The organism is Streptomyces exfoliatus, from assembly GCF_000725545.1.
GTDB classification, from domain to species: Bacteria; Actinomycetota; Actinomycetes; order Streptomycetales; family Streptomycetaceae; genus Streptomyces; species Streptomyces exfoliatus.
Genome location: NZ_JNZP01000001.1, coordinates 354,544 through 380,791, shown reverse-complemented (window position 1 = coordinate 380,791; position 26,248 = coordinate 354,544). Strand labels below are relative to the sequence as shown.

Below are 26,248 nucleotides of genomic sequence, written 5' to 3'. Positions count from 1 at the left end.
GGTCACCTGCCGGAGGTCGGTGGGGTGGGGGTCTCTGCGGGCGCGGTCGCGGGACCTGTCCGTGCCGGGTCCGCGCCGGTGGGGCTCCCGTCGGCGGCGGGAAGGGTGCCGGCCGGGTCCGTGCCGGGGTCCACCGGAGGCTTCGAGGAGGCCGCCTGGGAACCCGTCGGGGCCGGCGGCGCGCTCTTCGGCGTGGCGCTCGGTGTCGGGCTCGGCTTCGGGGCCGTCGCGACCGAGGGCTCGCCGAGCACCTTGCCGTCGGGGCCCAGGAACGCGGGGCTGCCGCCGGGAACCATGCCGAGCTCGCGGGCCCGCCGCTCCAGGGCGTCGGGGGCCGCGTAGTCGTCGACGTCCCGCTGGAGCGCCTGCTCCTCGTCGGTGAGCTCGGTGGTCTTGTTCTTGAGCTCGTTGAGCTGGAAGGAGCCCTGGTTGAGGGCCGAGTTCAGCAGCAGCAGGGTGATCAGACCGCCGCCGAGCAGCACCACGACGAGCAGGACGAAGGGGGTGCGGGCGGCCGAGCTGGGCCCTGACGGCATGAGCCGTCCGAGCCGCGCGGCCCGCCCTTTGAGCGGCCCCTTCGCCGTGCTCACAGGACGTCTTCCCGGATCCGCTCGGCGCCCCTGAGCCGGGCCGGGGCGGCGCGCCGGTTCTCGGCGACCTCTTCCTCGGTGGGCAGCTCCGCGCCCCGGGTGAGCAGCTTCAGGCGGGGCTGGTACTTCTCCGGGACGACCGGCAGGCCGGGCGGGGCGGTGTTCGCCGCACCGGCCGCGAAGACCTGCTTGACGAGCCGGTCCTCCAGGGAGTGGTACGAGAGGACGGCGATCCGGCCGCCGACGCCGAGGGCCTTCACGGCCGCCGGGATCGCCCGCTCCAGGACGCTCAGCTCGCCGTTGACCTCGATGCGCAGGGCCTGGAAGGTGCGCTTGGCCGGGTTGCCGCCGGTGCGCTTGGCGGCCTGCGGCAGGGAGTCGCGGATGAGCTCGACGAGCCGGGCGCTGTTGCTGAACGGCTCCTTCTCGCGCTCGCGCACGATCGCGGAGACGATCCGCTTGGCCTGCTTCTCCTCGCCGTACGCGCGGAGGATGCGGACCAGCTCGCCCGGCGGGTAGGTGTTGAGGACCTCGGCGGCGCTGATGCCGGTCGTCTGGTCCATGCGCATGTCGAGCGGGGCGTCCTGGGCGTAGGCGAAGCCGCGGTCGGCCTCGTCCAGCTGCATGGAGGAGACGCCGAGGTCGAAGAGGACGCCGTCGACCGTGGGGATGCCGAGCCGGTCGAGGACCTCGGGCAGCTCGTCGTACACGGCGTGGACGAGGGTGGCGCGCTCCCCGTAAGGGGCGAGCCGCTCGCCGGAGAGCCGCAGGGCCTCCTTGTCGCGGTCGAGGGCTACGAGCCGCGCCTCGGGGAACCGCTTCAGGAGCGCCTCGCTGTGTCCGCCGAGGCCCAGGGTGCAGTCGACGACGACCGCGCCGGGGCGCTCCAGGGCGGGGGCCAACATGTCCAGGCACCGCTGGAGCATGACCGGGACGTGACGGTCGTTGCTCAATGCGCCCTCTCAGATCCGGCGCGGAGGTACGGGCGAGCGGGAGGAGGCCGAGCCGTAGGTACCGCCGCACACACGGGGGAGAAACCGCGGAAATCGCTCGTTGTCTCCGTGAACTTCGCGTCACTTTAGTCCACGGGACCCGCCGGTCAATCAACCGGCTGGCGCGTCGCACGGCGCCGGGGAGCCGCCCGGACATTCCGGACGGCTCACCCGTTCGGGGCCCGGGCGGCCGACGGCTGTGGCTTAGCTCACAACAAGCCACAATGGCGTTCTTTGTCCCCTCTCACAGCAGGCCTGGAGGGCCTGTGACCATTAACGTCGGTTTCATGTCGACCTCTACGCACTCCTCTGCCGACGCCGTGCGCACCAGCAGCACGGTCACCGACCGTCTCGTCGAGGCGAACGCACGCTATGCCGCCGATTTCACCGACCCCGGCATGGACGCGCGGCCCGTCCTGGGCGTCGCCGTCGTCGCCTGCATGGACGCCCGTCTCGACCTCCACGCGGCCCTCGGCCTCGAACTCGGCGACTGCCACACCATCCGCAACGCGGGCGGCGTGGTCACCGACGACGTGATCCGGTCTCTGACCATCAGCCAGCGGGCCCTCGGCACCCGCAGCGTGGTGCTGATCCACCACACAGGCTGCGGCCTGGAGTCCCTCACCGAGGAGTTCCGGCACGAGCTGGAGATGGAGGTCGGCCAGCGGCCGGCCTGGGCGGTCGAGTCCTTCCGCGACGTGGACCAGGACGTCCGGCAGTCGATGCAGCGGGTGCGGACCTCCCCCTTCCTGCTGCACTCGGACGACGTCCGGGGCTTCGTCTTCGACGTGACGACGGGCCTGCTGCGCGAGATCGACCCGTCGACCGAGTCGGCGGACGGTCCCGCCGACCAGGCGTAACCGTCCAAAGCCCGGCATTTCCCTCGCACTTGTCCACGGGCAAGTGACACGACCCGGCGATGCGAACAAGAATGCTCGGGTGACACCCCCCGAACATTCCACCGGGGGCAGGTGTCCGTGTTCCGGAAGGCCGAGGAGGGCCGGGTGACGACCTATGACGATCGAGCGAGCCTCGCTGATCTGACCACCACTGTGGAGCGTGTCCGCAGGTCGGTGGAGAGCGTGATCGAGGGCAAGCCCGAGGTCGTTCGGCTTTCGCTGACCGTGCTGCTCGCCGAGGGGCACCTCCTCATCGAGGATGTCCCCGGCGTCGGCAAGACCATGCTCGCCAAGACCCTGGCGCGGTCCATCGACTGCTCGGTGCGCCGCATCCAGTTCACCCCCGACCTGCTGCCCTCGGACGTCACCGGCGTGTCGATCTTCGACCAGCAGCGGCGGGACTTCGAGTTCAAGCCGGGCGCGATCTTCGCGCAGATCGTGATCGGCGACGAGATCAACCGCGCCTCGCCGAAGACCCAGTCCGCGCTCCTGGAGTCCATGGAGGAGCACCAGGTCACCGTCGACGGCCAGACCTACGAGCTGCCCAGCCCGTTCATGGTGGTCGCCACGCAGAACCCGGTCGAGATGGAGGGCACCTACCCGCTGCCCGAGGCCCAGCGCGACCGCTTCATGGCCCGGGTCTCCATCGGCTACCCGAGCGCCGAGGCCGAGTTCCAGATGCTCGACGCGCACGGCTCGGTCTCCCCGCTCGACGACCTGCAGCCGGTCGCGCACGCCCACGACATCCTGAAGCTGATCGAGGCGGTGCGCGCGGTCCACGTCGCCGACGCCGTACGGCGGTACGCGGTCGACCTGGTCTCCGCCACCCGCACCCACCCCGACCTGCGGCTCGGTGCCTCCCCGCGGGCCACGCTGCACCTGCTGCGGGCCGCCAAGGCCTCCGCCGCGCTCAGCGGCCGGGAGTACGTGTTGCCCGACGACCTCCAGGCCCTCGCCGCGCCGGTCCTCGCCCACCGCCTGCTGCCGACGGCGCAGGCACAGCTGAACCGCCGCACCGCCGAGCAGGTCGTCCACGACATCCTGCAGCGCACCCCCGTCCCGGCCGCGGCCCCGCCCGCCGCCGGACCGCTCTACGGCCAGCAGCCCGGCGCCCGGCGGCTGTGATGAGTGCCGCTGCCGTTCCGGACGGGCAGCGGGGCGACGACGACCGGGGCGGTCTGCGGGCCGCCTTCGGCGGTCTCACCACCCGTGGCCGTTCCTTCCTCGCCGCGGGGGTGGCCGCCGCCGTCTGCGCGTACGTCCTCGGCCAGGCCGACCTGCTGCGCGTCGGGCTGCTGCTCGCCACGCTGCCGCTGATCTGCGTCCTCGTGCTGCACCGCACCCGCTACCGGGTCGCGGCCTCCCGCCGGCTCACCCCCCAGCGGGTGGAGGCGGGCACCGAGGCCCGGGTCCAGCTGCGGATGGAGAACGTCTCCAAGCTGCCCACCGGGCTGCTCATGCTCCAGGACCACGTGCCGTACATGCTCGGGCCCCGGCCCCGCTTCGTCCTCGACCGGGTCGAGGCGGGCGGGCGGCGCGAGGTGTCCTACCGGGTCCGCTCCGACCTGCGCGGACGCTTCCCGCTCGGCCCGCTCCAGCTCCGGCTCAACGACCCCTTCGGGATGTGCGAGCTGACCCGCTCCTTCAGCGCGTACGACACCCTCACCGTCGTACCGAGGACCGAGGTCCTTCCGCCGGTGAAGCTCTTCGGCGAGGCCTCGGGGTACGGCGACGGGCAGCAGCGCTCGCTCGCCCTCGCCGGCGACGACGACATCATCCCGCGCGCCTACCGCCACGGCGACGACCTGCGCCGGGTGCACTGGCGCTCCACCGCCCGGTACGGCGAACTGATGGTCCGCCGCGAGGAGCAGCCGCAGCGGGCCCGCTGCACGGTTCTCCTCGACACCCGCCGGGTCGCCTACCAGGGCTCGGGGCCGGACTCCGCGTTCGAGTGGGCGGTCTCCGGCGCCGCCTCCGCCCTGGTCCACATGCTGGAGCGCGGCTACGCCGTCCGGCTGGTCACCGACACCGGCAGCGTGGTGCCCGGCGAGGGCGCCGAGGGCTTCGCCGGCTCGGCCCAGGACTCGGCCGAGTCGGCGGGTCTGATGATGGACACCCTCGCGGTGGTCGACCACTCCGAGGGCGGCGGTCTCTCCCGCGCCTCCGACGTGCTGCGCGGCGGCGACGAAGGGCTGCTCGTCGCCTTCGTCGGCGACCTCGACGAGGAGCAGGCGGCCCTCACCGCCCGGATGCGCGGCCGCGCCGGCGCGGCCGTCGCCTTCGTCCTGGACTCCGGGACCTGGGTGACCGGCGGCCCGGTCGCCGGCGCCGTCGATCACCGGGTGCAGCAGCTGCGCGAGGCCGGCTGGACGGCGCTGGCCGTACCGCCGGGGGCGCGGCTCGCCGACCTGTGGCAGCAGGCGGCCGGAGTCCGCGCGGAGTCCGCGGCCGACACCTACGGAGGATGGTCATGAGCGGGCGCGCACGGCTGACCCTGGCCGCCTGGGGCGCCACCCTGATGGCGGCCGGAGCGATGCTCCCCCTGGTGAAGCCGGCGAACTGGATCTTCACGGCGGCCTTCGTCCTCGCCCTGGTGAGCGGCGTGGGCACGCTGGCCCGGCGGGCACCGCTCGCCCGGCCGTTGACCCTGCTCGCCCAGATCGCCGTCACGCTGGTCGCGCTGACCGCGATCTTCGCCCGGGAGCAGGCCGTCCTCTGGTTCCTCCCCGGGCCGCAGGCCATCGGCCACGCCATCGACCTGTTCAAGGCCGGCGCCTCGGACGTCGGCCAGTACGCGGTCCCCGCGCCGGACACCGAGGGCATCCGGCTCATGCTGGTCGGCGGTGTGGTCGCGATCGGTCTCCTGGTCGACACCCTCGCGGTCACCTTCCGCAAGGCCGCCCCGGCCGGCCTTCCGCTGCTCGCCCTGTACTCGGTGGCGGCCGGACTCTCCGGCGGCGGGGCGGGCTGGCTCTGGTTCCTCCTCGCCGCCTCCGGCTATCTGCTGCTGCTCCTGGCGGAGAGCCGCGACCGGCTCTCCCAGTGGGGGCGGGTCTTCGGCGGCGCCCAGCGTCCCGGCCGCGGCGGCTCGGCCACCGGGAGCGGCGGCAACGCCTTCGCCCCGGCCCGCACGGGCCGCCGGATCGGCGCCGTGGCCATGGGCGTCGCCCTGGTGGTACCGCTCGCACTGCCCGGCTTCACCGGCGGACTGCTGGGCGGCGGCGGTGACGGCGAGGGCACGGGGGGCGCGGGCAAGGGCGGCACGATCTCGGCCGTGAACCCGCTGGTCTCCCTCCAGGAGAACCTGCGCCAGCCGGAGGACCGCGAGGTCCTGCGCTACCGGACCAACGCCCGCGACACCTCCGGCATGTATCTGCGGCTCGTGTCGCTCGACCAGTTCGACGGCACCTCGTGGAAGTCCTCCGTCCGCCCGATCGAGGACGTGCCCAAGCAGCTGCCCTGGCCCGAGGGACTCTCGCAGGAGGTCGCGGTCACCGAGGTGACCAGCAACTTCGTCGCCTCCGAGAACTACGAGCAGAAGTGGCTGCCGATGCCGTACCCGGCCGGCCGCGTCGACATCGGCGGGCGCTGGCGGTACGAACCGGCCGGCCGGATGCTCGTCGGCGACGACAAGCAGACCACCCGCGGCGCCCGCTACCAGGTCGCCAGCCTGGACGTACGGCCCACGGCCAAGGAGCTGGCCGCGGCCGGCCCCGCCCCGGAGAAGCTGCGCCGCGAGTACACCAAGGTCCCCGCATCGCTCCCGGCCGATGTGAGGGCCACCGCGCTGCGGATCACCCAGGGCGCGACGAGCGACTACGAGCAGGCGGTGAAGCTCCAGGACTGGTTCGCCCGGGACGGCGGCTTCCGCTACGACGTCGACGTGGTGTCCGGCACCGGAGTGCAGGCGATCTCCCGCTTCCTGAAGGACAAGGAGGGCTTCTGCGTCCACTTCTCCTTCACCATGGCGGCGATGGCCCGCACCCTCGGCATCCCGGCCCGGGTCGCCGTGGGCTTCATGCCGGGTACGGCGCAGTCCGACGGCTCCCTGTCGGTCGGCATCCGGGACGCGCACGCCTGGCCCGAGCTGTACTTCGAGGGGGCCGGGTGGACGCGGTTCGAGCCGACTCCTTCGCGGGGCTCCACCCCCGAGTACACCCGGGCGGACACGCCCTCGGGTGCGGCCACCGGTCCCGCGCAGCCCCAACAGAGCGCCTCGGCGCTGCCCTCCGCCGCGCCGAGCGCCTCGGAGAGCTGCACCCCGCAGATGCGGAGGCTCGGTGACTGCGGTCCGGACGCGGCTGTGGGCGATGTGTCGTCGGACGGCTCCGGCACGAACCCCCTGATGGTGGTTCTGGTGACCCTGGCGGCCCTGCTCCTGCTCTCGCTCCCCCTCCTCCCGCTGCTCTGGCGGACCCGGGTACGGGCCCGGCGGCTCGGCTCGGACGGGGCGCGCGGCCCCGAGGAGACGGCGGCACGGACACTCGCCGCCTGGCAGGAGATCAACGACACGGCCTGGGACTACGGGGTCGAGCCTGACGAGTCGCGGACCCCGCGGAAGACGGCGGCCCGGATCGTCCGCCTGGGCGAGCTGCCGGACGAGGCCGCGGGCGCGGTGCACCGGGTGGCGCGGGCGGTCGAGGAGGTGCTGTACGCGCCTCACTCGCGCCCGGCCACCGGCCTGGCGGACGACGCCGCCCGCATCAGGGCGGGCTTCCACGCGACCTCCGACCGCCGCACCCGCCTGCGCGCGACGCTGGCCCCGCGCTCGGCGGCCCGCCTGCGCTGGGCCGCGTCGACCCGCTGGTCTGAGGTGTCGACGGCCTGGTCGGTACGCCGCCACGCCCTGTCGACCCGGGCGGCTGCCCTGTTCCGCCGCCCCACCCACAACCCGAACTGACCTCTCCGTGGATGCCGGGGCCCCGGCATCCACGGACGGGCAGGGCGCGGGCCGTGAGTGTGTGCGGGTACGACCGAGCCCCGCCGGTCGCGCGAGTGGCGCGGCCTGCGGGGCTCGGTCATGTGCGGGTGCGGGGCTACCGCTCGGGGCCCGTCAGTGGCCGCCGCCCTGCTGCTCGTCGCGGCGGCGCTGCCACCGCTCTTCCATTCGGTTCATCATGGAGCGTCGCTGCTGCCGGGTCTGACGGCCACCTGCCGCCGTCCCACCCCCGGCCTGCTGCTCACCCGGTTTCGGCGCCTTGCGCCACCCGGTGACGGCCAGGACCGCGCAGCCCAGCATGACGAGGAATCCCACCACGCTGATCCAGATCTGCTGTGCGACCATTCCGGCCATGAGGAGCGCGATACCCACCAGGAAGCCGGCGACTGCCTGGTAGACCCGTCGCCGGGTGTACGTACGCAGTCCGCTTCCCTCGAGCGCTGTCGCGAACTTGGGATCTTCGGCGTACAGCGCTCGCTCCATCTGCTCGAGCATTCGCTGCTCGTGCTCCGAGAGCGGCACGGAGTCCTCCTAGTCGTCGGTCGCGGGGGCGACCGGTTTGCGGCCCTTTCAGGATAGGCAGGGATTCGCCCCCGTGAAACCCGCCCTCAATGCCGATTAGCCAATCCGGGCCGCCATGCGGATCGGTTGCTGAGGCGTTGATTCCCCAGCCCCTCCTCCGTCATGCCGGATGCTGTCCCCCGATCATACGGGGCGAAGCCCGATACGGGGCGGGCTGTGGCGTACTCCATCGAGCGCCGCGACCCGCACCGTCGAACGGGTGGGCTCCAGCTCAGGCCCGCTTCTCGCCCAGGACGTGCAGCTGCGTGGCGATCGCGTGGAAGGCGGGCAGCTCGGCCGCCGCCGCCTCCAGCTTGAGCAGGGCCTCCGCCGCACCGGGCTCGGTGTCGACGAGGACGCCGGGGACGAGGTCGGCGAAGACCCGGACGCCGTGTACGGCGCCGATGTCGATTCCGGCCGCTTCGGCCAGTTCGCCGAGCTGCTCGGCGGTGAAGCGCCGGGGCACCGGGTCGCCCGCGCCCCAGCGGCCCGCCGGGTCGGAGAGCGCGTGCCGGGCCTCGGTGAAGTGCCCGGCGAGCGCGCGGGCGAGGACGGCGCCGCCGAGTCCGGCGGCGAGCAGGCTGAGGCTGCCGCCGGGCCGGAGCGCGGCGACCGCGTTGCGCACGCCCTCGGCGGGGTCGTCGACGTACTCCAGGACCCCGTGGCAGAGCACGGCGTCGTATCCCTCTCGCCCGGCCACGTCGAAGAGGCCGCTGATGTCGCCCTGGACACCGGTCACCAGGTCGGCGACGCCGGCCTCGGCGGCCCGGCGCTCCAGCGCGAAGAGCGCGTTGGGGCTGGGGTCGACGACGGTGACCCGGTGGCCGAGGCGGGCGACCGGAACCGCGAAGTTCCCGGAGCCGCCGCCCGTGTCGAGGACGTCGAGGCTGTCCTTCCCGGTGGCCTCGATCCGGCGGTCGAGGGCGTCTTTGAGGACGTCCCAGACGACGGCGGTACGGAGGGAGGCGCGCGACGGACGTGACGTCGCCTCTCGACCGAAGACAGAGGAAGGGTCCGGCACGGCTGTTGACTCCTCGGTGACGGGTACGGACCTCCCCACCCTATGGCCTCGGTCCCGCGTTCCGGATCATCCGTCCGTCTCGTCCGTCCCGGTCCTGCGGGGCGGCACCGGCTTGAGGGCGAGCAGCCGCTCGACCAGGCGGAGGAAGTGGGCGGCGTCCCTGAGCAGGTCGTCGGCCTCGCGCGGGGTCGCCGCGCTCGTGATTCCGGCCTCGGCCCGGGCTCTGCGCCCGGCGCCCGAGGCGAAGAGGGCGCTCCACTCGGTCAGCTCCGGCGCGAGCCCTGCGAGGAGCTCCCAGGCGCTCCGTATCGGCTGCCTTCGGCGGGGGCCCGGCAGGGGCCGGGCGCGGGCGGCGAGCACGGCGGCGGCGGCTCTGAGCGCGGCGAGGTGGGCGGCGGCGTACCGCTCGTGGGGGCGGTCGAGGGTGGCGGCCTCGGCCAGTCCCGCGCGGGCCTTGGCGAGGAGGTCGAGGGCTGCGGGCGGGGCGGCGGCGCGACGCGGCACGGGGTGGACGTCGGACGCGGGTCCGGACCCGGAGCCGGACGCCGCCGGGCCGGACGCTGCAGGGGCGAACAGTGCGGCGGGGACGGGACGGCCTCCGGGGTCGCGGCGGGGCGCGGCTGCTGCGGAAGGGCTTGCCATGACGAGTCCTCCTGTCGTCGCGTGACGGCGTCGTGGCCGTATGTGTCCATCGTGCCCGGCCCCACTGACAACGCCCCTGACCTGGGCTTTTGCTCGAAATCCACGACCGGGGTAGTTTTTGCACTGACCAGTCAGTTCAAAAAGGGGAACAGGGGGTGGGGGGCCGTGGGAGCGGAAGCCGATGAGCGGCCGCGCGGCGCCGCCGTCGTCGCGGACGGCTTCGGGCTGAAGGGGCCGCGCGGCTGGGCCTTCCGGGGGGTGTCCTTCCGGGCGGAGCCGGGCGCGCTGGTGGCGATCGAAGGACCCTCGGGTTCGGGCCGCACCTGTCTGCTGCTCGCGCTCACCGGGCGGATGAAGGCCAAGGAGGGCACCGCCGAGGTGGGCGGTCTCCCGCTGCCCCGGAAGATGGCCGCGGTGCGCCGGATCGGCGCCCTCGGACACGTGCCGGGCGTCAGCGAGCTGGACCCGGCCTTCACGGTCGCCGAGCACCTGGGCGAGCGGGCCCTGCTCCAGCGCCGTTACGACGGTTCCGTCCGCGGGCTGCTGCGGCGCCCGTCCGAGCGGGCCGCGGCCACCCGGGCCCGGATCGAGGAGGCCCTGCAGGCCGCGGGGCTCGACCTCTCCACGCTGCCGAAGGGCGAGCGGACCTCCGTACGGGACCTGGAGCGGCTCGAGGCACTGCGGCTCTCGATCGCCCTGGCCCTGATCGGCCGCCCGCGGCTGCTCGCCGTGGACGACACGGACCTGAAGCTCTCGGACACCGACCGGGCCGAGGCCTGGGCGCTGCTGCGCTCGGTGGCCGCTTCCGGGACGACCGTCCTCGCCGTCTGCAGCGAGGCTCCGGAGGACGCCCTGCGGATCACCACGCGCGGGGACGCCACGGCGCCGGAGACACCCGCCGCGCAGGCGGCACCGGACGACGACAACGACAACGACAACGACAACGACGAACCCGAAGCGGAAGCCGAAACGGAAGCCGAAGCCGAAGCCGGCACAGACTCCGGCTCCGATGCCGACTCCGAGAACGACACCGAGAACGACACGACCGAGGAGGGGGCGGCCGATGCGCTCGCCGAAACTGGCCGCGCTTGAGCTGAAGCGTTTCGGCAGGGGAAAGCTGCCGCGCGCCGCACTCGTCGCGATCCTGCTGCTGCCCCTGCTGTACGGCGCCCTGTACCTGTACTCGTTCTGGGATCCGTACAGCAGGCTCGACAAGATCCCCGTGGCCCTCGTCAACGAGGACCGGGGCGCCACCGCCGATGGCAAGCCGATCAACGCCGGTGACGACATCACCGAGGGGCTCCTGGAGAGCAGCACCTTCGCCTGGCACCGGGTGAGCGACGCCGAGGCACGCGAGGGCGTCGAGAACGGGACGTACTACCTGTCCCTGACCATGCCCGGCGACTTCAGCTCCCGGATCGCCTCCAGCTCCGGCGACTCCCCCGAGACCGGCGCCCTCCGGGTGCGGACGAACGACGCCAACAACTACATCGTCGGCCAGATCTCGCGGACGGTCTTCTCCGAGGTGCGCACCGCGGCCTCCACCAAGTCCTCGCGCTCCTTCCTGGACAAGATCTTCATCTCCTTCTCCGACATCCACGACGCGACCGCGAAGGCCGCCAAGGGCGCCGACGACCTCAAGCAGGGCGTGGACAAGGCGAAGAAGGGCTCCAAGGACCTGGCGGACGGTCTGAAGACCGCCAAGACCGGCAGCGGCGACCTGGCCGCAGGACTGAAGAAGCTCGACAAGGGCGCCAAGGACCTGGAGAGCGGCTCCCGCCAGGTCGCGAACGGCACCCAGTCGCTCGCCGACAAGGTCAACGGCACCGCCGACAAGGTCCGTCCCTACCTGGCGAACAACGGCAAGTCGATCCGCGACACCGCCCGTCTCGTCTCGGACTCCACCACCGCCGTCCGCAACAACCTCGCCGACCTGGTCAAGCGCGCTCCGGTGCTCCGCGCCGCGGCCCACGAGGCGGACGACGGTCTGGCCGCGATCCACCGCGAGGAATGCGAGCTGAAGCCGGAGGCCGACGCCCGGATCTGCGAGAAGCTGAAGAAGGCCTCGGTCACCGCCGACGACGTGGCCACCATCGCGGACGACGTGCACGAGCTGACCAAGGACAGCAGCGGCGATCTGAAGGTCCTGGACGCCCGGCTCGTCACGCTCAAGAAGCAGGCCGACGAACTGGCCACCCGCGCCCCGCACCTCGACGAGGACGTCGAGGACGCCATCCGGAAGATCAACGAGCTGAACGCGGGCGCGAAGAAGGTCGCGGCGGGCGCGGACCGGCTGCACACCGGCATCACCGACGCCAAGGCCGGTTCCGTCAGCCTCGACACCGGGGTCGGCAAGCTCAAGAAGGGCGCCGGAGCCCTCGACGGCGGTCTGTTCAAGCTGGCCGACGGCTCGGGCGAGCTGGCCGGTGGTCTGCACGACGGCGTCGAGCAGATCCCGGACTACGACAAGCAGGACCGTGACCGGCGTACGGAGGTCATGGCGGACCCCGTACAGCTGGCCTCCCAGTCGCTGCACAAGGCACCGAACTACGGCACCGGTTTCGCCCCGTACTTCATCCCGCTCTCCCTCTGGGTCGGCGCGATGGTCGCGTACATGATCATCCAGCCGATGAACCGGCGTGCCCTGGCCGCCGGTGCCTCCGCCTGGCGGATCGCGCTCGCGGGCTGGTTCCCGGTGGCGGCGATCGGCATCCTCCAGGTCGCCGCCCTCATGTCCGTGCTGCACTGGGGCCTCGGCCTCCAGATGGACCGGGCCGCCGGAACCGTCGGCTTCCTGGCGCTGGTCACCTGCTGCTTCGCGGCGATCATCCAGTGGCTCAACGCCCGCTTCGGCGCGGCCGGCCGGATCCTGGTCCTCGCCGTCCTGATGCTCCAGCTGACCTCGGCGGGCGGCACGTACCCCGTCCAGACCAGTCCGGGCTTCTTCAACGCCGTGCACCCGTTCCTCCCGATGACCTACGTGGTCGAGGCGCTGCGCCGGCTGATCACGGGCGGCGGGATCGGGCCCGTCTGGCAGGCCTGCGCGGTCCTGACCGCCTTCACCCTGGGCGCCCTGGCCCTCACCGCCGTCTCGGCCCGCAAGCGCCAGGTCTGGACGCTCGACCGCCTCCACCCCGAACTCACCCTGTGAGAGCGGTCCTGTGCCATCCGCCACACCTGTGAGAATCGACCCCATGGACAGCAGCAGCACCCGACGCCAGGCCACGCGCGCGAAGCTCTACGAGGCGGCCGTCACCCTCATCGCGGAGCAGGGTTTCTCCGCGACGACGGTGGACGAGATCGCCGAGCGGGCCGGCGTGGCCAAGGGCACGGTCTACTACAACTTCAAGAGCAAGACCGAGCTCTTCGAGGAGCTGCTGCGCCACGGCGTGTCGCTGCTCACGGCCTCGCTGCGCTCGGCGGCAGAGGAGACCGCCGAGCGCGGCGGGAGCCGGGTCGACGCGCTCGACGCGATGATTCGGGCGGGCCTCGTCTTCATCGACCGCTACCCGGCCTTCACCCAGCTGTACGTGGCCGAGCTCTGGCGCACCAACAGGGCCTGGAACTCGACGCTCCTGGTGGTCCGCCAGGAGGCGGTCGCGGTGGTCGAGGGGGTGCTGCGGGAGGGGGTCGCGGCCGGTGAGCTGAGCGAGGACATCGACGTCCAGCTGACGGCGGCGGCGCTTGTCGGCATGGTCCTCGTGGCGGCCCTCGACTGGCAGGCCTTCCAGAGCGAGCGGTCGCTCGACGACGTGCACGCGGCGCTCTCGCGGCTGCTGCACGGCCGGGTGGGCGGCGGCAAGTAGCGAACGGCACGCGCGCGTGGCTCAGCGGAACGGCGACACGCGCGCGTGGATCACGAAAAGACCGGTGCGGCGAGGCTCGATCCCCCCGAGCCTCGCCGCACCGGTTTCTTTTTCACGCACCCCCGTGCCGTCAGGTGCGCGGCCCCGTTCCGCAGCCCCGTGCCGGCGGTGCCGGAGCCGCGCCCCTTCCGTGACTCCACTCTCTCCCGCGGGGGCTGCCCCGCCCATCCGCGCATCTACTCATCTCGACCCCTAGGTACGGGTACTCAGTCCTGGTTACGATCGCGGGCGTGTCCGTACTCCCCCTGGTGTTCACCAGCGGCTGGGCGAGCGGGATCAACGCGTACGCGGTGGTCCTGCTGTTCGGCGTCTTCGGCGCGACCGGGCTCACCGACGAGGTGCCCGAGTCCTTGCAGCGCACCGATGTCCTCGTCGTCGCCGGTGTGCTCTTCCTGTGCGAGGCGGTGGCGGACAAGATCCCGTACGTCGACTCGATATGGGACTCGGTCCACACGGTGATCCGGCCGGTCTCGGGGGCCGTCGTCGGCGCCCTGCTCGCCGGGCAGGACGGTTCGCTGCCCCAGCTGGCGGCGGGTGCCGTCGGCGGTTCGACGGCCTTGTTGAGCCACTTCGTCAAGGCGGGGACGAGGATGGCGGTCAACACCTCGCCCGAGCCGTTCTCCAACGTCGCGCTGAGCCTGGCGGAGGACCTCGGGGTCGCGGCGATCGTCACCTTCGCGATCTTCCATCCGGTGGCGGCGGCGGTCATCGCGGCCGTCCTGCTCGCCCTCGGTCTGGCGATACTGGTCTTCCTGGCGAAGCGGATCCGCCGCTTCCTGCGCCGCAGGTCCCAGCGCAGGGAGGAGAGACGGCTCGTGGACGTGACGGCCGGGGCCCGCTCGCGACCACCGTCGGAGGACGGCTCGGAGCACTTCTGACCACCCCTCCGCCGACGTCCGACCGCTCCCCGTCGGCTCCCCGACCGACGCCCGACCGGCCGTACGGGAGTGTCCGAGGCGCCGGATAGAGTCGCCGGCATGGCACGGATTGTGGTGATCGGCGCGGGACTCGGCGCCATGGCGGCGGCGGCCCGGCTGGCCGTGGCGGGCCACCGGGTGACGGTGTACGAGCGGGGCGCGACGTACGGCGGCGCGGTCGGCCGCTTCGAGCGGGACGGGTTCGCCTTCGACACCGGCCCCGGACTGCTGCACCTGCCCGCCGTGTACCGGGACCTGTTCGTGAAAACCGGCAAGGAGCCCCTCGAGGAGTGCGTCGCGCTGACGCAGGTCGACCCGGCGAGCCGGCACGTCTTCGCCGACGGCACCCGCGTGGACCTGCCGAACGCCTCCCGGGCCGGTACGGTCGCCGCCCTGGACGCGGCTCTGGGAGCCGGAGCGGGCGAGCGCTGGGGCGACTTCCTGGTCCGCGCCCGCGAGGCCTGGGACCGCACCCGCCGCCCGCTCCTGGAGGAGCCCCAGCCTGCCGACCCCACCCCGCTCGCCCGTGAGCCGTACCCGGCCCTGAAGCCGGGCCTGTTGCGCCGTCCCACGACGACGCTCGCGCGGATCGGGACGCGGGAGCTGCGCGACCCGAGGCTGGCCGCCCTCCTCGACGCGTACGCGTGGACGTACGGCTTCGACCCGGCGACCGCCCCGGCCTCGGCCGCCGTCCTGCCGTACATGGAGCAGACCTTCGGCAGCTGGTACGTGGGCGGGGGGCTGCGGGCGCTCGCGGACGCGGTGTACGAGCGGTGCCGGAAGCGGCGTGTCGAGTTCGTCTTCGACACGCCCGTGGAGGACGTCCTGGAGAAGGACGGCCGGGCGGTCGGCGTCCGGCTGGCCGGAGGCGACACCGTCGAGGCCGACCACGTCGTCTCCGGGGCCCCGGTGCCGGCCCTCCCCCCGCAGAGCGACGGCCTACCTCGCCATCAGGTGCTCGGCACGAGCCGGGTGACGGTCTGTCTGGCGCTGCGCGGGCCCCGTGAGTCGGCGGGGGTCCACCGCACGGTCGTGCACGCGGACGGCGATCGGCCGACGGTGACGGTGCTGCGTCCGGACGACCCGGCGCTGCGCCCCGACGCGGACCACGAGTCGGTGACGGTCACCGCGACCGTCCGTACGTCTCCGGAGCGGGACGCGGGTGCGTGGGAGGCCTTCGCCGACGGCATGGTCGAGGCGGCCGGGCGGGCGGTCCCGGGGCTGCGGGAGCGGCTCCTCTGGCGGCACGTCCGCACCCCGGAGGACGTACGGCGGGACACGGGCGCCGCCGAGGTGCCGGGACCGGCGCTCGCCGGGGCCGACGGCCTGCTGCTCCCGGCCGCCAACCGGTCACCGCTGCCGGGCCTCTGGCTCGCGGGCGGCTGGTCCCATCCCGGCGGCGGGCTGGCCCACGCGGGCATGTCGGGCGCGCTCGTGGCGGGGTTCATCGTGGAGGGCGCGGACTTCCGCGGCTCGCGGTGAGCACGCGAAGGCCCCGGCGCGACGCGCCGGGGCCTTCACCGTCTCACGGTCACTCGGTACCGGTACGACTCAGTACCGGTACTGCTGCTGGTCGTCCGGGTGCGGCTCGTAGCCGTACGTGCCCGGGGCGTCCGGCTGCTGCTGCGGCGGCTGGGGCGCCGGCTCGGCGTCGCGCTGCTGCGGGACCCAGACACCGCCGGGCGGCGTGTCGTAGGTGTACGAGGGGGCGTACGGGTCGCCGTAGTAGGAGCCGTACTGCTGGCCGTCCGTGCCCGGGCCGATGTACGGGTCGGAGTAGGCGGCGTACTGCTGCTGTCCGGCGGCGCCGTAGTCGTAGGCGGGCTGCTGCTCGTAGCCGGGGGCGTACGGGTCGTAGGCGGGCTGCTGCGGCGCGTACCCGCCACCCTGACCGGCGTCCTGGTGCCCGGCGCCCTGGTGGGCGCCGCCGTAGACCGCGTACTGGCCGGTGTCCTCGGGAATCGGCAGCGGCTCGTAGACCGCGGTCGTCTCTGCGGCCGCGTGGACGTCGGCCTCGTCGGGCACGGTGTACCCGGGGTCCTGGCCGTCGTAGGAGAGCTCGGTGACCTCGAGGGTCGGCCCTGCCTTGGCCGCCCCACCGGACCGGCGGCGACGGCTCGCTCCCGGGTTGCCGCCGATCGCCCAGCCGGTGGAGAAGCCGCGGCGGAAGGAGAGCGTCACATAGGTCTGGCCGACGGCGAAGGCGACCGCCCCCACGATGATCACCGCCACCGAGGGCAGCAGTACGCCCAGGACCACACCGAGGAAGCCGCAGAAGGCGAGCACCCGCCAGCGCAGCCGTGCCTTGTACTGGAGGAGCACCTCCCCCAGCAGCCACAGTGCGACCACGCCGAACGCGATGTAGAGGACCGTCCACCCCATGCCCCGCCGCCCCTCTCCACGGTCACCGCCGCGGGTCGGGGCGGGTACGACCGGTCACGACTGCTGGTGCAGTCCGAGATTCTCGTAGATCTCGAGCGTCGCGGTGGAACTGTTCAGCGTGATGAAGTGCAGTCCGGGGACACCCTCGGAGAGCAGCCGCGCGCAGAACTCCGTCGCGAACTCGATACCGATGGAGCGTACAGCGGCGGGATCGTCCTTGACGGCGAGGATGCGCTCTTTCACGTCCGGGGGGAAGAGCGCGTTGCTCAGCTGGGGCAGCCGGTCGAGGGTCTTCACGTTCACGACGGGCATGACCTCGGGGATGATCGGGGTCTCGCAGCCCGCCTTCGCGACGCTGTCGCGGAGTCGCAGATAGTTCTCCGGGTCGAAGAACATCTGGGTGATCGCGTAGTCGGCGCCCGCGCGGCACTTGTCCACGAAGTGCCGGATGTCCGTGTCCCAGTCGGTGGAGCGGGGGTGCATCTCGGGGAAGGCGGCGACGCCCACGCAGAAGTCGCCCGACTCCTTGATCAGCCGGACGAGGTCGGCCGCGTAGCGCACGCCCTCGGGGTGCTCGACCCACTCGCCCAGCGGGTCGCCGGCCGGGTCGCCGCGCAGCGCGAGCATGTTGCGGATGCCGGCGTCGGCGTACTGGCCGAGGACGTTGCGCAGCTCGGCCACCGAGTGGTCGACGGCCGTGAGGTGGGCGACGGGGGTGAGCGTGGTGTCGGAGGCGATCTTCTGGGTGGCCTTCACGGTGCCGCCGCGGGTGGAGCCGCCGGCGCCGTAGGTCACGGAGACGAAGCTCGGCCCGACCGCCTCGACCCGCCGCATGGCGTTCCAGAGGCCCTGCTCGCCCTTCTCGGTCCGGGGCGCGTAGAACTCGAAGGAGTACGACGTGCCGCCGGAGGCGAGGATGTCGCGGACCGTGCGAGCGCGGTCGGAGCGGACGGAAGCGGTACCAAGGGCCATACGGGCAGGTTAGACGCGGTCCGGGAAGCCGCGTAAACGGCGTCCGAGTGCTGGACACCTTTTCGGACACACCGCCGGTCACGCCGCCTGGCGCCCGGCGGAGGCCCGGCGGATGCCCTCGCGAGCCCCTCCGGGTGCTGCCGGGAAGGCAGGTCCTAGACTTCCGCGCGCTCCCGTACCCGCTTGGCGAGGGCGGCCGTCGCGGCGGCCGGGTCGTCGGCCTCGGTGATCGCGCGGACGACGACGATCCGGCGCGCGCCCGCGTCCAGGACCTCGTCGAGGTTGGTCTCGTCGATGCCGCCGATGGCGAACCAGGGCCGGTCCTGGGCCAGCCCGGCCGCGTACCGCACGAGGCCGAGGCCCGGCGCGTACCGTCCGGGCTTGGTGGGGGTGGGCCAGCAGGGCCCGGTGCAGAAGTAGTCCACGCCCGGTTCGGCGGCGGCCGCGGCCACCTCGGTCTCGGCGTGGCAGGAACGGCCGATCAGGACGTCCTCGCCGAGGATCGCGCGGGCGGCGGGCACGGGAAGGTCGCCCTGGCCCAGGTGGAGCACGTCGGAGCCGATGGCGTGGGCGACGTCGGCCCGGTCGTTCACGGCGAGCAGTCTGCCGTGCCGGCGGGCGGCTTCGGCGAAGACGGCGAGGTGCTCCAGCTCCTCACCGGCCTCCATGCCCTTGTCGCGGAGCTGCACGATGTCCACGCCGGAGGAGAGCACGGCGTCGAGGAAGGCGGGCAGGTCGCCCTGGCGCTTCCGCGCGTCGGTGCAGAGGTAGAGCCGGGCGTCGGCGAGCCGCTCACGAGGCGTGGGCATGGGTGGGTTCCCCCCGTCGGTGTCGCCGGCGCCGCGGCGGCCGGCCCCGCGAAGGGCCGGTCGCCGCGACACCCGCTGATGGTGTCCTGGTGCGTGCGTGCCTCAGAGGGCGAGCGCCTGGGCGCGGCGCTTCACCTCCGTGCCGCGGTTCTCGTTGAGCGCCTGCGCGGGCGTGCCCGGCAGGCTCTCGTCCGGAGTGAAGAGCCACTCCAGCATCTCCTCGTCGGTGAAGCCGTCGTCCCGCAGCACGGTCAGGAGCCCGACGAGGCCCTTGACGATCTTGTCGCCCTGGATGAAGGCGGCGGGAATCTGCAGGGCGTTGTTCTCTCCACGGCGCACGGCGATGAGCTGACCTTCCTTGATCAGCTGCCGCACGCGCGTCACCTCGACATCGAGCATCTCCGCGATGTCGGGCACGTAGAGCCAGGCGGGGACGAGCGCATCGATCTTTACGTCAATCTCGGTCACAGGACAAGCCTGCCATCCCGGACCGACAGCCGGTACCCGGGCCCCGTGCGACGCCTCCTTCAGGGGGACGGACCTATCGGACCGCCGCCTTCAGGGGCACGGCCGGGTCGGCGGCGCGTGCGGGGTCGACGTGCGCGGCCGTCTCGATGAGCTTGCGGCCCTGGGCCAGGTCGCGGGGGCGGCCGACGGCGAGGAGGGCCACCAGCGTTCCGGCGCGCAGCCAGAGCACGGACCAGGCTTCCCCGGCCGGGTCGCCGCGCCACAGCAGCTCGTCCGCGCCCGCGTGGTGCCCGGCGTACTGGACGAAGCGGCCGAACTGCTCGGACCAGAAGTACGGAACGGGGTCGTACGGCCCGGAGTCGGCCCCGGTGATCGTGGCGGCGACCGTGCGGGGGCCCTGGAGCGCGTTGTCCCAGTGGTGGACGAGGAGGCGCTCCCCGTAGCGGGCGGAGGGGAAGGAGGCGCAGTCGCCGACGGCGTACACGTCGGGCAGGGAGGTGCGCAGCCGCTCGTCGGCGGTGACGGCGCCGCTCGGGTCGAGGGCGATGCCGGAGTCCGCGAGCCAGTCGGTGGCGGGGCGGGCGCCGATGCCGACGACGACGGCGTCGGCGGGGAGCTCGCGGCCGTCGGCGAGGACCACCCGCCCGGGCGCGCCGGGCTCGACGGAGTCCACGCGCGCGTGGGTGAGGAGTTCGGCGCCGCCTGCTCCGTACCACTCGGCCATGGGGGTGGTGACCTCGGCGGGCAGGGCGCCGGCGAGGGGGCGGTCGGCGGCCTCGACGACGGTGACGGCGCAGCCCGCCTCGCGCGCGGCGGTGGCGAACTCGGCGCCGATCCATCCCGCGCCGACGACCACGACGTCGTGGCGGCGCTCCAGGACGGGGCCGAGGCGCACGGCGTCGTCGAGGGTGCGCAGCAGGTGGATCCCGGGGACGCCCTCGGTGCCGGGCAGGGTGACCGGGTGGGCCCCGGTGGCGACGACCAGGACGTCGTACGGGACGGGCCCGGCCTCGGTGTCGATCTCGTGGTCGGCGGCGCGCAGCCCGGTGACGTCGAGGCCGAGGCGCAGCTCGATGCCGAGGTCCTCGAAGTCGACGTCGAAGGCGGAGTTCTCGGCCGTGCCGAGGAGGATGGCCTTGGAGAGCGGGGGCCGGTCGTAGGGCTGGTGGGTCTCGGCCCCGATGAGGGTCACGGGGCCGGTGAAGCCCTGTTCGCGCAGGGCGACGGCGGTCTGCACGCCCGCCATCCCGGCGCCGACGATCACGACATGCTGCTGGGCCTGCTTCTGCTCGCTCACCCGCCCACCTTACGTTCCTGACGCACCGTCAGCCAGGGAGGGGCCTGGGCCCCGAAAGGGCCTGCGGTTAGTCTGGCGGGCGTAAAGCACTCGCGGGAGCCCGGACGCACCGGGCTGAGAGGGAGGCTGGGACGGCCTCCGACCGTACGAACCTGATCCGGGTCATGCCGGCGAAGGGAGGGGCTGGACGCCCATGCGTTCTTCCGATGTCAGTGAAGTCACCGACGCCACCCATGGCACCGATACCTCCGACGTCCTCGTCGTCGGCGGCGGCATCATCGGTCTGGTCACGGCCTGGCGGGCCGCGCGGCGCGGACTGCGCACCGCCGTCGTCGACCCGGACCCGGGCGGCGGCGCCGCACGGGTCGCGGCCGGCATGCTCGCCGCCGTCACCGAACTCCACTACGGCGAGGAGACCCTGCTCGGGCTCAACCTCGCCTCCGCCGCGCGCTATCCCGCGTTCGTCGCCGAGCTCCAGGAGTTCACCGGCCACGACGTCGGCTACCGCGCCTGCGGCACCCTCGCCGTCGCCCTCGACGCCGACGACCGGGCCCACCTGCGCGAACTGCACGCCCTGCAGACCCGCTGCGGGCTCACCTCCGAGTGGCTCAGCGGCCGCGAGTGCCGCCGCCTCGAACCGATGCTCGCCCCGGGGGTGCGGGGCGGGCTGCGGGTCGACGGCGACCACCAGGTCGACCCGCGCCGGCTCGCCGCCGCGCTCCTCGTCGCCTGCGAACGGGCCGGGGTGGTCTTCCACCGCGCGCTCGCGCAGAGCCTGACGGTGGTACGGGACCGGGCGCGCGGTGCCGTACTCGCCGGGGACCGGGAACTGACGGCCGACCAGGTCGTCCTCGCCGCCGGAAGCCTGAGCGGGCGGCTCGCGGGCGTCCCCGCCGAGGTGCTGCCGCCCGTCCGCCCCGTCAAGGGCCAGGTCCTGCGGCTGCGGGTGCCCGCCCCGTACGCCCCCTTCCTCTCCCGTACCGTCCGGGCCGTCGTCCGGGGCAGCCACGTCTACCTGGTGCCGCGCGCGAACGGCGAGCTCGTCGTGGGCGCCACCAGCGAGGAGCTTGGCTGGGACACCACGGTGACGGCGGGCGGGGTGTACGAGCTGCTGCGCGACGCCCACGAACTCGTCCCCGGCCTCACCGAGCTGCCGCTCACCGAGACCCTCGCCGGGCTCCGCCCCGCGTCCCCGGACAACGCGCCGCTGCTCGGCCCCACCGCCCTGCCCGGCCTCCACCTGGCCACCGGCCACTACCGCAACGGGGTCCTCCTCACCCCCGTCACCGGCGACGTCATGGCCGAGGTGCTCACCACGGGCGTCCTCCCGGACGAGGCGCGCCCCTTCACCCCCCGCCGTTTCTCCCCCGCCCTCCCCGTACGTCAGGAGCAGCCCGCATGAACGTGTCCGTGAACGGAGAACCGCGCGAGCTCTCCGGCCCCCTCACCCTCGACGCCCTCGTCGCGACCCTGACCACGTCCCGCTCCGGGGTGGCCGCCGCCCTCAACGAGACGGTCGTGCCGCGCGGCGAGTGGGCGGCGACTCCGCTCGGCGAGGGCGACCGGGTCGAGGTCCTCACCGCGGTGCAGGGAGGCTGAGCGCGATGTCCGACGACGTGTTCACCCTCGGGGGTACGGAGTTCACCTCGCGCCTCATCATGGGCACCGGCGGGGCGCCCAGCCTCGACGTCCTGGAACGCTCGCTGATCGCCAGCGGTACGGAACTGACGACGGTCGCCATGCGGCGCCTGGACCCGACCGTCCAGGGCTCGGTCCTGTCCGTCCTCGACCGGCTCGGCATCCGGGTCCTGCCGAACACGGCGGGCTGCTTCACGGCCGGCGAGGCGGTCCTGACCGCCCGGCTCGCGCGGGAGGCGCTCGGCACCGACTGGATCAAGCTGGAGGTCGTCGCCGACGAGCGGACCCTGCTGCCGGACGGGGAGGAGCTCCTCGCCGCGGCCGAGACCCTCGTCGACGACGGCTTCACCGTCCTCCCCTACACCAACGACGACCCGGTCCTGGCGCGCAAGCTGGAGGACGTGGGGTGCGCGGCGATCATGCCGCTCGGCTCCCCGATCGGCTCGGGGCTCGGCATCCGCAACCCGCACAACTTCCAGCTGATCGCGGAACGGGCCGGGGTGCCGGTGATCCTCGACGCGGGCGCGGGCACCGCGTCGGACGCGGCGCTCGCCATGGAGCTGGGGTGCGCGGCGGTGATGCTGGCGTCGGCGGTGACCCGGGCGCAGGAGCCGGTCCTGATGGCGGCGGCGATGCGGCACGCGGTGGAGGGGGGCCGCCTCGCCCACCGGGCGGGCCGCATCCCCCGCCGCCACTTCGCGGAGGCGTCCTCCCCGATGGAGGGCCGCCCCGTCCTGGACCCGGAACGCCCGGCGTTCTGACGGGGGCGGCGGGGGCGTGGTGCGGGGCTCGTCACAGCTCCGTCGCAGTCGGGGCCACCCGGCCGAGCCCCCGCCGACCGGCTCGTAGACTCGTCGTCGTGGACACGACCCTCCAGGACCCCCTCGTCGGGCGGCTGCTCGACGGCCGCTACCGCGTCGACGCGCGCATCGCCGTCGGCGGGATGGCCACGGTCTACCGGGCCGTGGACACCCGCCTCGACCGCGTCCTCGCGCTCAAGGTGATGCACCCCGCCCTCGCCACCGACGCCGCCTTCGTCGAGCGTTTCATCCGCGAGGCGAAGTCCGTCGCACGGCTCTCGCACCCGAACGTGGTCGGCGTCTTCGACCAGGGCACCGAGGGCGCGTACGTCTACCTGGCGATGGAGTACGTCGAGGGCTGCACCCTCCGTGACGTGCTGCGCGAGCGCGGCGCCCTCGCGCCCCGGGCCGCCCTCGACATCCTGGAGCCGGTGCTCGCCGCGCTCGGCGCCGCGCACCGGGCCGGGTTCGTGCACCGCGACATGAAGCCGGAGAACGTCCTGATAGGGGACGACGGCCGGGTCAAGGTCGCCGACTTCGGTCTCGTACGGGCCGTGGGCTCGGCGACCGCGACCACCGGCTCGGTCCTCGGCACGGTCTCGTACCTCGCGCCGGAGCAGATCGAACACGGCACCGCCGACACCCGCGCCGACGTGTACGCCTGCGGTGTCGTCCTGTACGAGATGCTGACCGGCGGCAAGCCGCACGCCGGTGACACCCCCGCGCAGGTCCTCTACCAGCACCTCCACACGGACGTCCCCGCCCCCTCCGCCACCGTCCCGGGGCTCGCCCTGGAGCTGGACGAGCTGGTGGCGGCGGCCACGGCCCGTCACCCCGAGGCCCGCCCGCACGACGCCGTCGCCCTTCTCGCCCTCCTCCGGGAGGCCCGCGCCGCACTCGGCGAGGACCAGCTCGACGCCGTGCCCCCGCAGGCGCGCTCCGAGGCCAGGGACACGGCCGAGGACCGGACCAGCGTGATCGCCCGGCCCGTACCGGCGGCCGAGGCGGACGACGCCCATCAGGTCCAGCACACGAACCGGCTGCCCGCACCGGAGTCCCCCGTGCCCACGGCCCGCAGGCGCCCGCCGCGCGGCCCGCTCCTCGTGGTCGTCGCCGTCCTGCTCGCACTCGGTCTCGGCGCCGGTGTCTGGTACATCAATTCCGGCCAGTTCACCCGCGTCCCCGCCGTCCTCGGCCAGACCGAGGCCGCCGCCACGCAGCGGATCACCGACGCCGGCCTGGAGGTCGGCGCGACGAAGCGCGCGTTCAGCGAGGTGTACGAGCGCGGCACCGTCATGGCCGTCGACCCGGCACCGGGCGAGCGCATCCGGGGCAACGGCACGGTCACCCTGACGCTCTCCCGCGGCCCCGAGGTCGTGAAGGTGCCCAACCTCAAGAACAAGCCGCTCGCCGAGGCCAAGGCCGCCCTCGAACGGGAGGGCCTGCTGCCCGGGGTGATCACCACCGCGTTCAGCGAGTCCGTCGCGCAGGGCTCCGTGATCGGCTCCGACCCCGAGCCCGGCACCGAGCGCGCCCCCGACTCGGCCGTGGCCCTGCTGGTCAGCAGGGGCGCGCCGATCGACGTACCCGACGTCGCCGGCGAGACCGTCGCCGACGCCACGGCCCTGCTCCAGGAGGACGGGCTGACCGTCCGGGTCGCCCCGGAGCGCATCCACTCCCCCGAGGCCGCCGGCACGGTCGCCGCGCAGTCCCTCGCCGAGGGCAGCCGGGCCGCCGACGGCGACACCATCACGCTCACCGTCTCCAAGGGACCGAAGCAGGTCGAGGTCCCGGACGTCACCGGGGAGACGGCCGACGACGCCCGCACGGCCCTGGAGGACGCGGGCTTCGAGGTGGAGGTCAAGAAGTCCTTCCCCTACCTCGGCGACACGGTCGCGAGCCAGTCCGTGGAGGGCGGCTCCACCGCGCCCGAGGGATCCACCGTCACGATCACGATCAAGGGACTGTAGAAACCGATGCGCAATCCCGTCGGCGGCCACGTCCCGGTGGCCGGTGGCCTCGCCACGACCGGTCTGGGCTACGCCCGTGAGCTGGGCGCGGAGACCGTGCAGGTCTTCGTCGCCAACCCGCGCGGCTGGGCCACCCCGGTGGGCAACCCGGCCCAGGACGAGCGGTTCCGGGCGGAGTGCGAGGCCGAGTCGATCTCGGCCTGGGTGCACGCCCCGTACCTGATCAACTTCGGCTCGCACACCGAGGCCACCGCCGAGAAGTCGGTGGAGTCGATGCGGCACTCGCTACGGCGGGGCCGGGAGATCGGCGCGAAGGGCGTGGTGGTGCACACCGGATCGGCGACCGGGGGCCGCCCCCGCACGGTGGCGCTCGCCCAGGTACGGGAGCGGCTGCTGCCGCTCCTCGACGAGCTGACGCACGAGGACGATCCGTATCTGCTCCTGGAGTCGACGGCCGGGCAGGGCTTCTCGCTCTGTTCGCGCGCGGAGGACTTCGGGCCGTACTTCGACGCGCTCGACCACCACCCCAAGCTGGGCATCTGCCTCGACACCTGCCACATCTTCGCCGCCGGCCACGACCTGACCGGTCCCGACGGTGCGACACGGACCCTCGACGAGCTGGTGGCGACGGTGGGCGAGGGCCGCCTGAAGCTGATCCACGCGAACGACTCTCAGGACGTGGTCGGCGCGCGCAAGGACCGGCACGCGAACATCGGCATGGGTCACATCGGCGAGGACGGGTTCCGCAACCTTCTCCGGCACCCGGCGACCGACGGCGTGCCGCTGGTCATCGAGACGCCGGGCGGCAAGGACGGGCATCTGGCGGACGTGGAGCTGCTGAAGAAGCTCAGGGACGCCGTTTCCCGTTGAGGAATACCCCTAGGGGGTATACGGTTCCTGTAACGGCAGGAACCGCTACCCGACATGGGGGGCACCCGATGAACCACGACGCACACACCCACCACGACGACGGCGCTCACACCGCTCACGCGAGCCACGAGCACGCCGACCACGAGCACGCGGGCCACTCCGGCAAGGTCTCCTGGGCCATGGCGGCCAAGGCCACCCTGCACTGCCTCACCGGCTGCGCCATCGGCGAGGTACTCGGCATGGTCATCGGCACCTCGCTCGGCTGGGGCAACGTGGAGACGATGATCCTCGCGATCATCCTGGCCTTCTTCTTCGGCTACGCGCTCACCCTGCGCGGCGTCCTGGCCGCCGGCGTCGACTTCAGGACGGCGTTCAAGGTGGCCCTCGCGGCCGACACCCTCTCCATCGCGGTCATGGAGACCATCGACAACGGCGTGCTCGCCCTCTGGCCCGGCGCCATGGACGCGCACCTCTCGGAGCCGTTCTTCTGGATCGTGCTCGCCATCGCGCTCGCCGCCGCGTTCGTGATCACCACACCGATCAACAAGTGGATGATCGGCCGCGGCAAGGGCCACGCGGTGGTCCACCAGTACCACCACTGACCGAAAAGAACCG

General features: G+C 73.3%; 25 protein-coding genes and 1 riboswitch. Of the genes, 15 read left to right on the top strand and 10 right to left on the bottom strand.

What is annotated here, in order from left to right; translation table 11 throughout:
- Nucleotides 1–2: 2 nt before the first annotated feature.
- Nucleotides 3–590, bottom strand: a complete 588-nt coding sequence (gene ftsL, locus IO20_RS0101765) for a cell division protein FtsL (RefSeq protein WP_030547361.1) — start codon at nt 588–590, stop codon at nt 3–5.
- Nucleotides 587–1,543, bottom strand: a complete 957-nt coding sequence (gene rsmH / locus IO20_RS0101760) for a 16S rRNA (cytosine(1402)-N(4))-methyltransferase RsmH (RefSeq protein WP_030547363.1) — start codon at nt 1,541–1,543, stop codon at nt 587–589. The genes ftsL and rsmH overlap by 4 nt, the downstream gene beginning before the upstream one ends.
- 326 nt (nt 1,544–1,869) lie before the next feature.
- Between rsmH and IO20_RS0101755 the strand changes: the two genes are divergently transcribed.
- From IO20_RS0101755 to IO20_RS0101740, 4 genes are all read left to right on the top strand, one after another.
- Complete coding sequence (locus IO20_RS0101755) at nt 1,870–2,442, top strand: beta-class carbonic anhydrase (RefSeq protein ID WP_031126660.1); 573 nt, start codon at nt 1,870–1,872, stop codon at nt 2,440–2,442.
- 144 nt (nt 2,443–2,586) lie between these two features.
- A complete protein-coding gene (locus IO20_RS0101750; RefSeq protein ID WP_030547366.1) occupies nt 2,587–3,606 on the top strand; it encodes an AAA family ATPase in 1,020 nt (339 codons plus the stop codon).
- Nucleotides 3,606–4,955 (top strand): DUF58 domain-containing protein, encoded by a 1,350-nt coding sequence (locus tag IO20_RS0101745; protein ID WP_030547369.1) that lies wholly within the window; start codon nt 3,606–3,608, stop codon nt 4,953–4,955. Before IO20_RS0101750 ends, IO20_RS0101745 begins: the two co-directional genes overlap by 1 nt.
- Nucleotides 4,952–7,381 carry a transglutaminase TgpA family protein gene (locus IO20_RS0101740; protein WP_030547371.1) on the top strand — a complete coding sequence of 810 codons (2,430 nt, stop codon included), beginning with the start codon at nt 4,952–4,954 and terminating at the stop codon, nt 7,379–7,381. Before IO20_RS0101745 ends, IO20_RS0101740 begins: the two co-directional genes overlap by 4 nt.
- A gap of 153 nt (nt 7,382–7,534) precedes the next feature.
- Here IO20_RS0101740 and IO20_RS0101735 read toward each other — a convergent pair whose 3' ends face one another.
- The 3 genes from IO20_RS0101735 to IO20_RS36185 form a co-directional block, all read right to left on the bottom strand.
- Nucleotides 7,535–7,942, bottom strand: coding sequence for a DUF3040 domain-containing protein (locus IO20_RS0101735; RefSeq protein ID WP_030547372.1), 408 nt, complete (start codon nt 7,940–7,942; stop codon nt 7,535–7,537).
- A 271-nt stretch (nt 7,943–8,213) separates the two neighbouring features.
- Nucleotides 8,214–9,002: a methyltransferase gene (locus tag IO20_RS0101730; protein WP_030211512.1), complete on the bottom strand. Its 789-nt coding sequence runs from the start codon at nt 9,000–9,002 to the stop codon at nt 8,214–8,216.
- Nucleotides 9,003–9,068: 66 nt separating this feature from the next.
- Nucleotides 9,069–9,644 (bottom strand): SAV_6107 family HEPN domain-containing protein, encoded by a 576-nt coding sequence (locus IO20_RS36185; protein WP_030547373.1) that lies wholly within the window; start codon nt 9,642–9,644, stop codon nt 9,069–9,071.
- Nucleotides 9,645–9,809: 165 nt separating this feature from the next.
- Here IO20_RS36185 and IO20_RS0101720 point away from each other — a divergent pair, with 165 nt between their 5' ends.
- From IO20_RS0101720 to IO20_RS0101700, 5 genes are all read left to right on the top strand, one after another.
- Nucleotides 9,810–10,736 (top strand): ATP-binding cassette domain-containing protein, encoded by a 927-nt coding sequence (locus IO20_RS0101720; protein ID WP_030547375.1) that lies wholly within the window; start codon nt 9,810–9,812, stop codon nt 10,734–10,736.
- Nucleotides 10,708–12,795: a YhgE/Pip domain-containing protein gene (locus tag IO20_RS0101715; RefSeq protein ID WP_030547377.1), complete on the top strand. Its 2,088-nt coding sequence runs from the start codon at nt 10,708–10,710 to the stop codon at nt 12,793–12,795. Before IO20_RS0101720 ends, IO20_RS0101715 begins: the two co-directional genes overlap by 29 nt.
- 43 nt (nt 12,796–12,838) lie before the next feature.
- Nucleotides 12,839–13,450, top strand: coding sequence for a TetR/AcrR family transcriptional regulator (locus tag IO20_RS0101710; protein WP_030547378.1), 612 nt, complete (start codon nt 12,839–12,841; stop codon nt 13,448–13,450).
- 290 nt (nt 13,451–13,740) lie between these two features.
- Nucleotides 13,741–14,388 carry a DUF4126 domain-containing protein gene (locus tag IO20_RS0101705; protein WP_030547379.1) on the top strand — a complete coding sequence of 216 codons (648 nt, stop codon included), beginning with the start codon at nt 13,741–13,743 and terminating at the stop codon, nt 14,386–14,388.
- Nucleotides 14,389–14,487: 99 nt separating this feature from the next.
- Nucleotides 14,488–15,909, top strand: a complete 1,422-nt coding sequence (locus IO20_RS0101700) for a phytoene desaturase family protein (protein ID WP_030547380.1) — start codon at nt 14,488–14,490, stop codon at nt 15,907–15,909.
- A 69-nt stretch (nt 15,910–15,978) separates the two neighbouring features.
- On the opposite strand, the gene IO20_RS0101695 is transcribed toward IO20_RS0101700, so the two are convergent.
- The 5 genes from IO20_RS0101695 to IO20_RS0101675 all read right to left on the bottom strand — a co-directional run bounded on the left by IO20_RS0101695 (nt 15,979) and on the right by IO20_RS0101675 (nt 20,355).
- Nucleotides 15,979–16,809 carry a hypothetical protein gene (locus IO20_RS0101695; protein ID WP_030547381.1) on the bottom strand — a complete coding sequence of 277 codons (831 nt, stop codon included), beginning with the start codon at nt 16,807–16,809 and terminating at the stop codon, nt 15,979–15,981.
- A 54-nt stretch (nt 16,810–16,863) separates the two neighbouring features.
- Nucleotides 16,864–17,781 (bottom strand): methylenetetrahydrofolate reductase [NAD(P)H], encoded by a 918-nt coding sequence (metF, locus tag IO20_RS0101690; protein WP_030211497.1) that lies wholly within the window; start codon nt 17,779–17,781, stop codon nt 16,864–16,866.
- 155 nt (nt 17,782–17,936) lie between these two features.
- The gene (thiE, locus tag IO20_RS0101685) at nt 17,937–18,590 is read right to left on the bottom strand and encodes a thiamine phosphate synthase (protein WP_030547382.1); all 654 of its coding nucleotides are present in this window, start codon (nt 18,588–18,590) and stop codon (nt 17,937–17,939) included.
- Between the two features lie 102 nt (nt 18,591–18,692).
- Nucleotides 18,693–19,058 carry an Rv2175c family DNA-binding protein gene (locus tag IO20_RS0101680; RefSeq protein ID WP_030219572.1) on the bottom strand — a complete coding sequence of 122 codons (366 nt, stop codon included), beginning with the start codon at nt 19,056–19,058 and terminating at the stop codon, nt 18,693–18,695.
- A 73-nt stretch (nt 19,059–19,131) separates the two neighbouring features.
- Nucleotides 19,132–20,355, bottom strand: coding sequence for an NAD(P)/FAD-dependent oxidoreductase (locus IO20_RS0101675; RefSeq protein ID WP_030547384.1), 1,224 nt, complete (start codon nt 20,353–20,355; stop codon nt 19,132–19,134).
- 82 nt (nt 20,356–20,437) lie between these two features.
- A riboswitch (TPP riboswitch) is annotated at nt 20,438–20,551 on the top strand.
- On the opposite strand from IO20_RS0101675, the gene thiO reads away from it, so the two are divergent.
- The 6 genes from thiO (at nt 20,549) to IO20_RS0101645 (ending at nt 26,235) form a co-directional block, all read left to right on the top strand.
- A complete protein-coding gene (gene thiO, locus IO20_RS0101670) occupies nt 20,549–21,757 on the top strand; it encodes a glycine oxidase ThiO (RefSeq protein ID WP_030547387.1) in 1,209 nt (402 codons plus the stop codon). Its footprint overlaps the riboswitch before it by 3 nt.
- The gene (gene thiS, locus IO20_RS0101665) at nt 21,754–21,954 is read left to right on the top strand and encodes a sulfur carrier protein ThiS (RefSeq protein ID WP_030219578.1); all 201 of its coding nucleotides are present in this window, start codon (nt 21,754–21,756) and stop codon (nt 21,952–21,954) included. The genes thiO and thiS overlap by 4 nt, the downstream gene beginning before the upstream one ends.
- Before the next feature lie 5 nt (nt 21,955–21,959).
- A complete protein-coding gene (locus IO20_RS0101660) occupies nt 21,960–22,754 on the top strand; it encodes a thiazole synthase (protein WP_030547388.1) in 795 nt (264 codons plus the stop codon).
- Between the two features lie 98 nt (nt 22,755–22,852).
- Nucleotides 22,853–24,763, top strand: a complete 1,911-nt coding sequence (gene pknB, locus IO20_RS0101655; protein WP_030547391.1) for a Stk1 family PASTA domain-containing Ser/Thr kinase — start codon at nt 22,853–22,855, stop codon at nt 24,761–24,763.
- A 6-nt stretch (nt 24,764–24,769) separates the two neighbouring features.
- Nucleotides 24,770–25,633: a deoxyribonuclease IV gene (locus IO20_RS0101650; protein WP_030547393.1), complete on the top strand. Its 864-nt coding sequence runs from the start codon at nt 24,770–24,772 to the stop codon at nt 25,631–25,633.
- A gap of 68 nt (nt 25,634–25,701) precedes the next feature.
- Nucleotides 25,702–26,235, top strand: coding sequence for a DUF4396 domain-containing protein (locus tag IO20_RS0101645; protein ID WP_030547395.1), 534 nt, complete (start codon nt 25,702–25,704; stop codon nt 26,233–26,235).
- Nucleotides 26,236–26,248 lie beyond the last annotated feature (13 nt).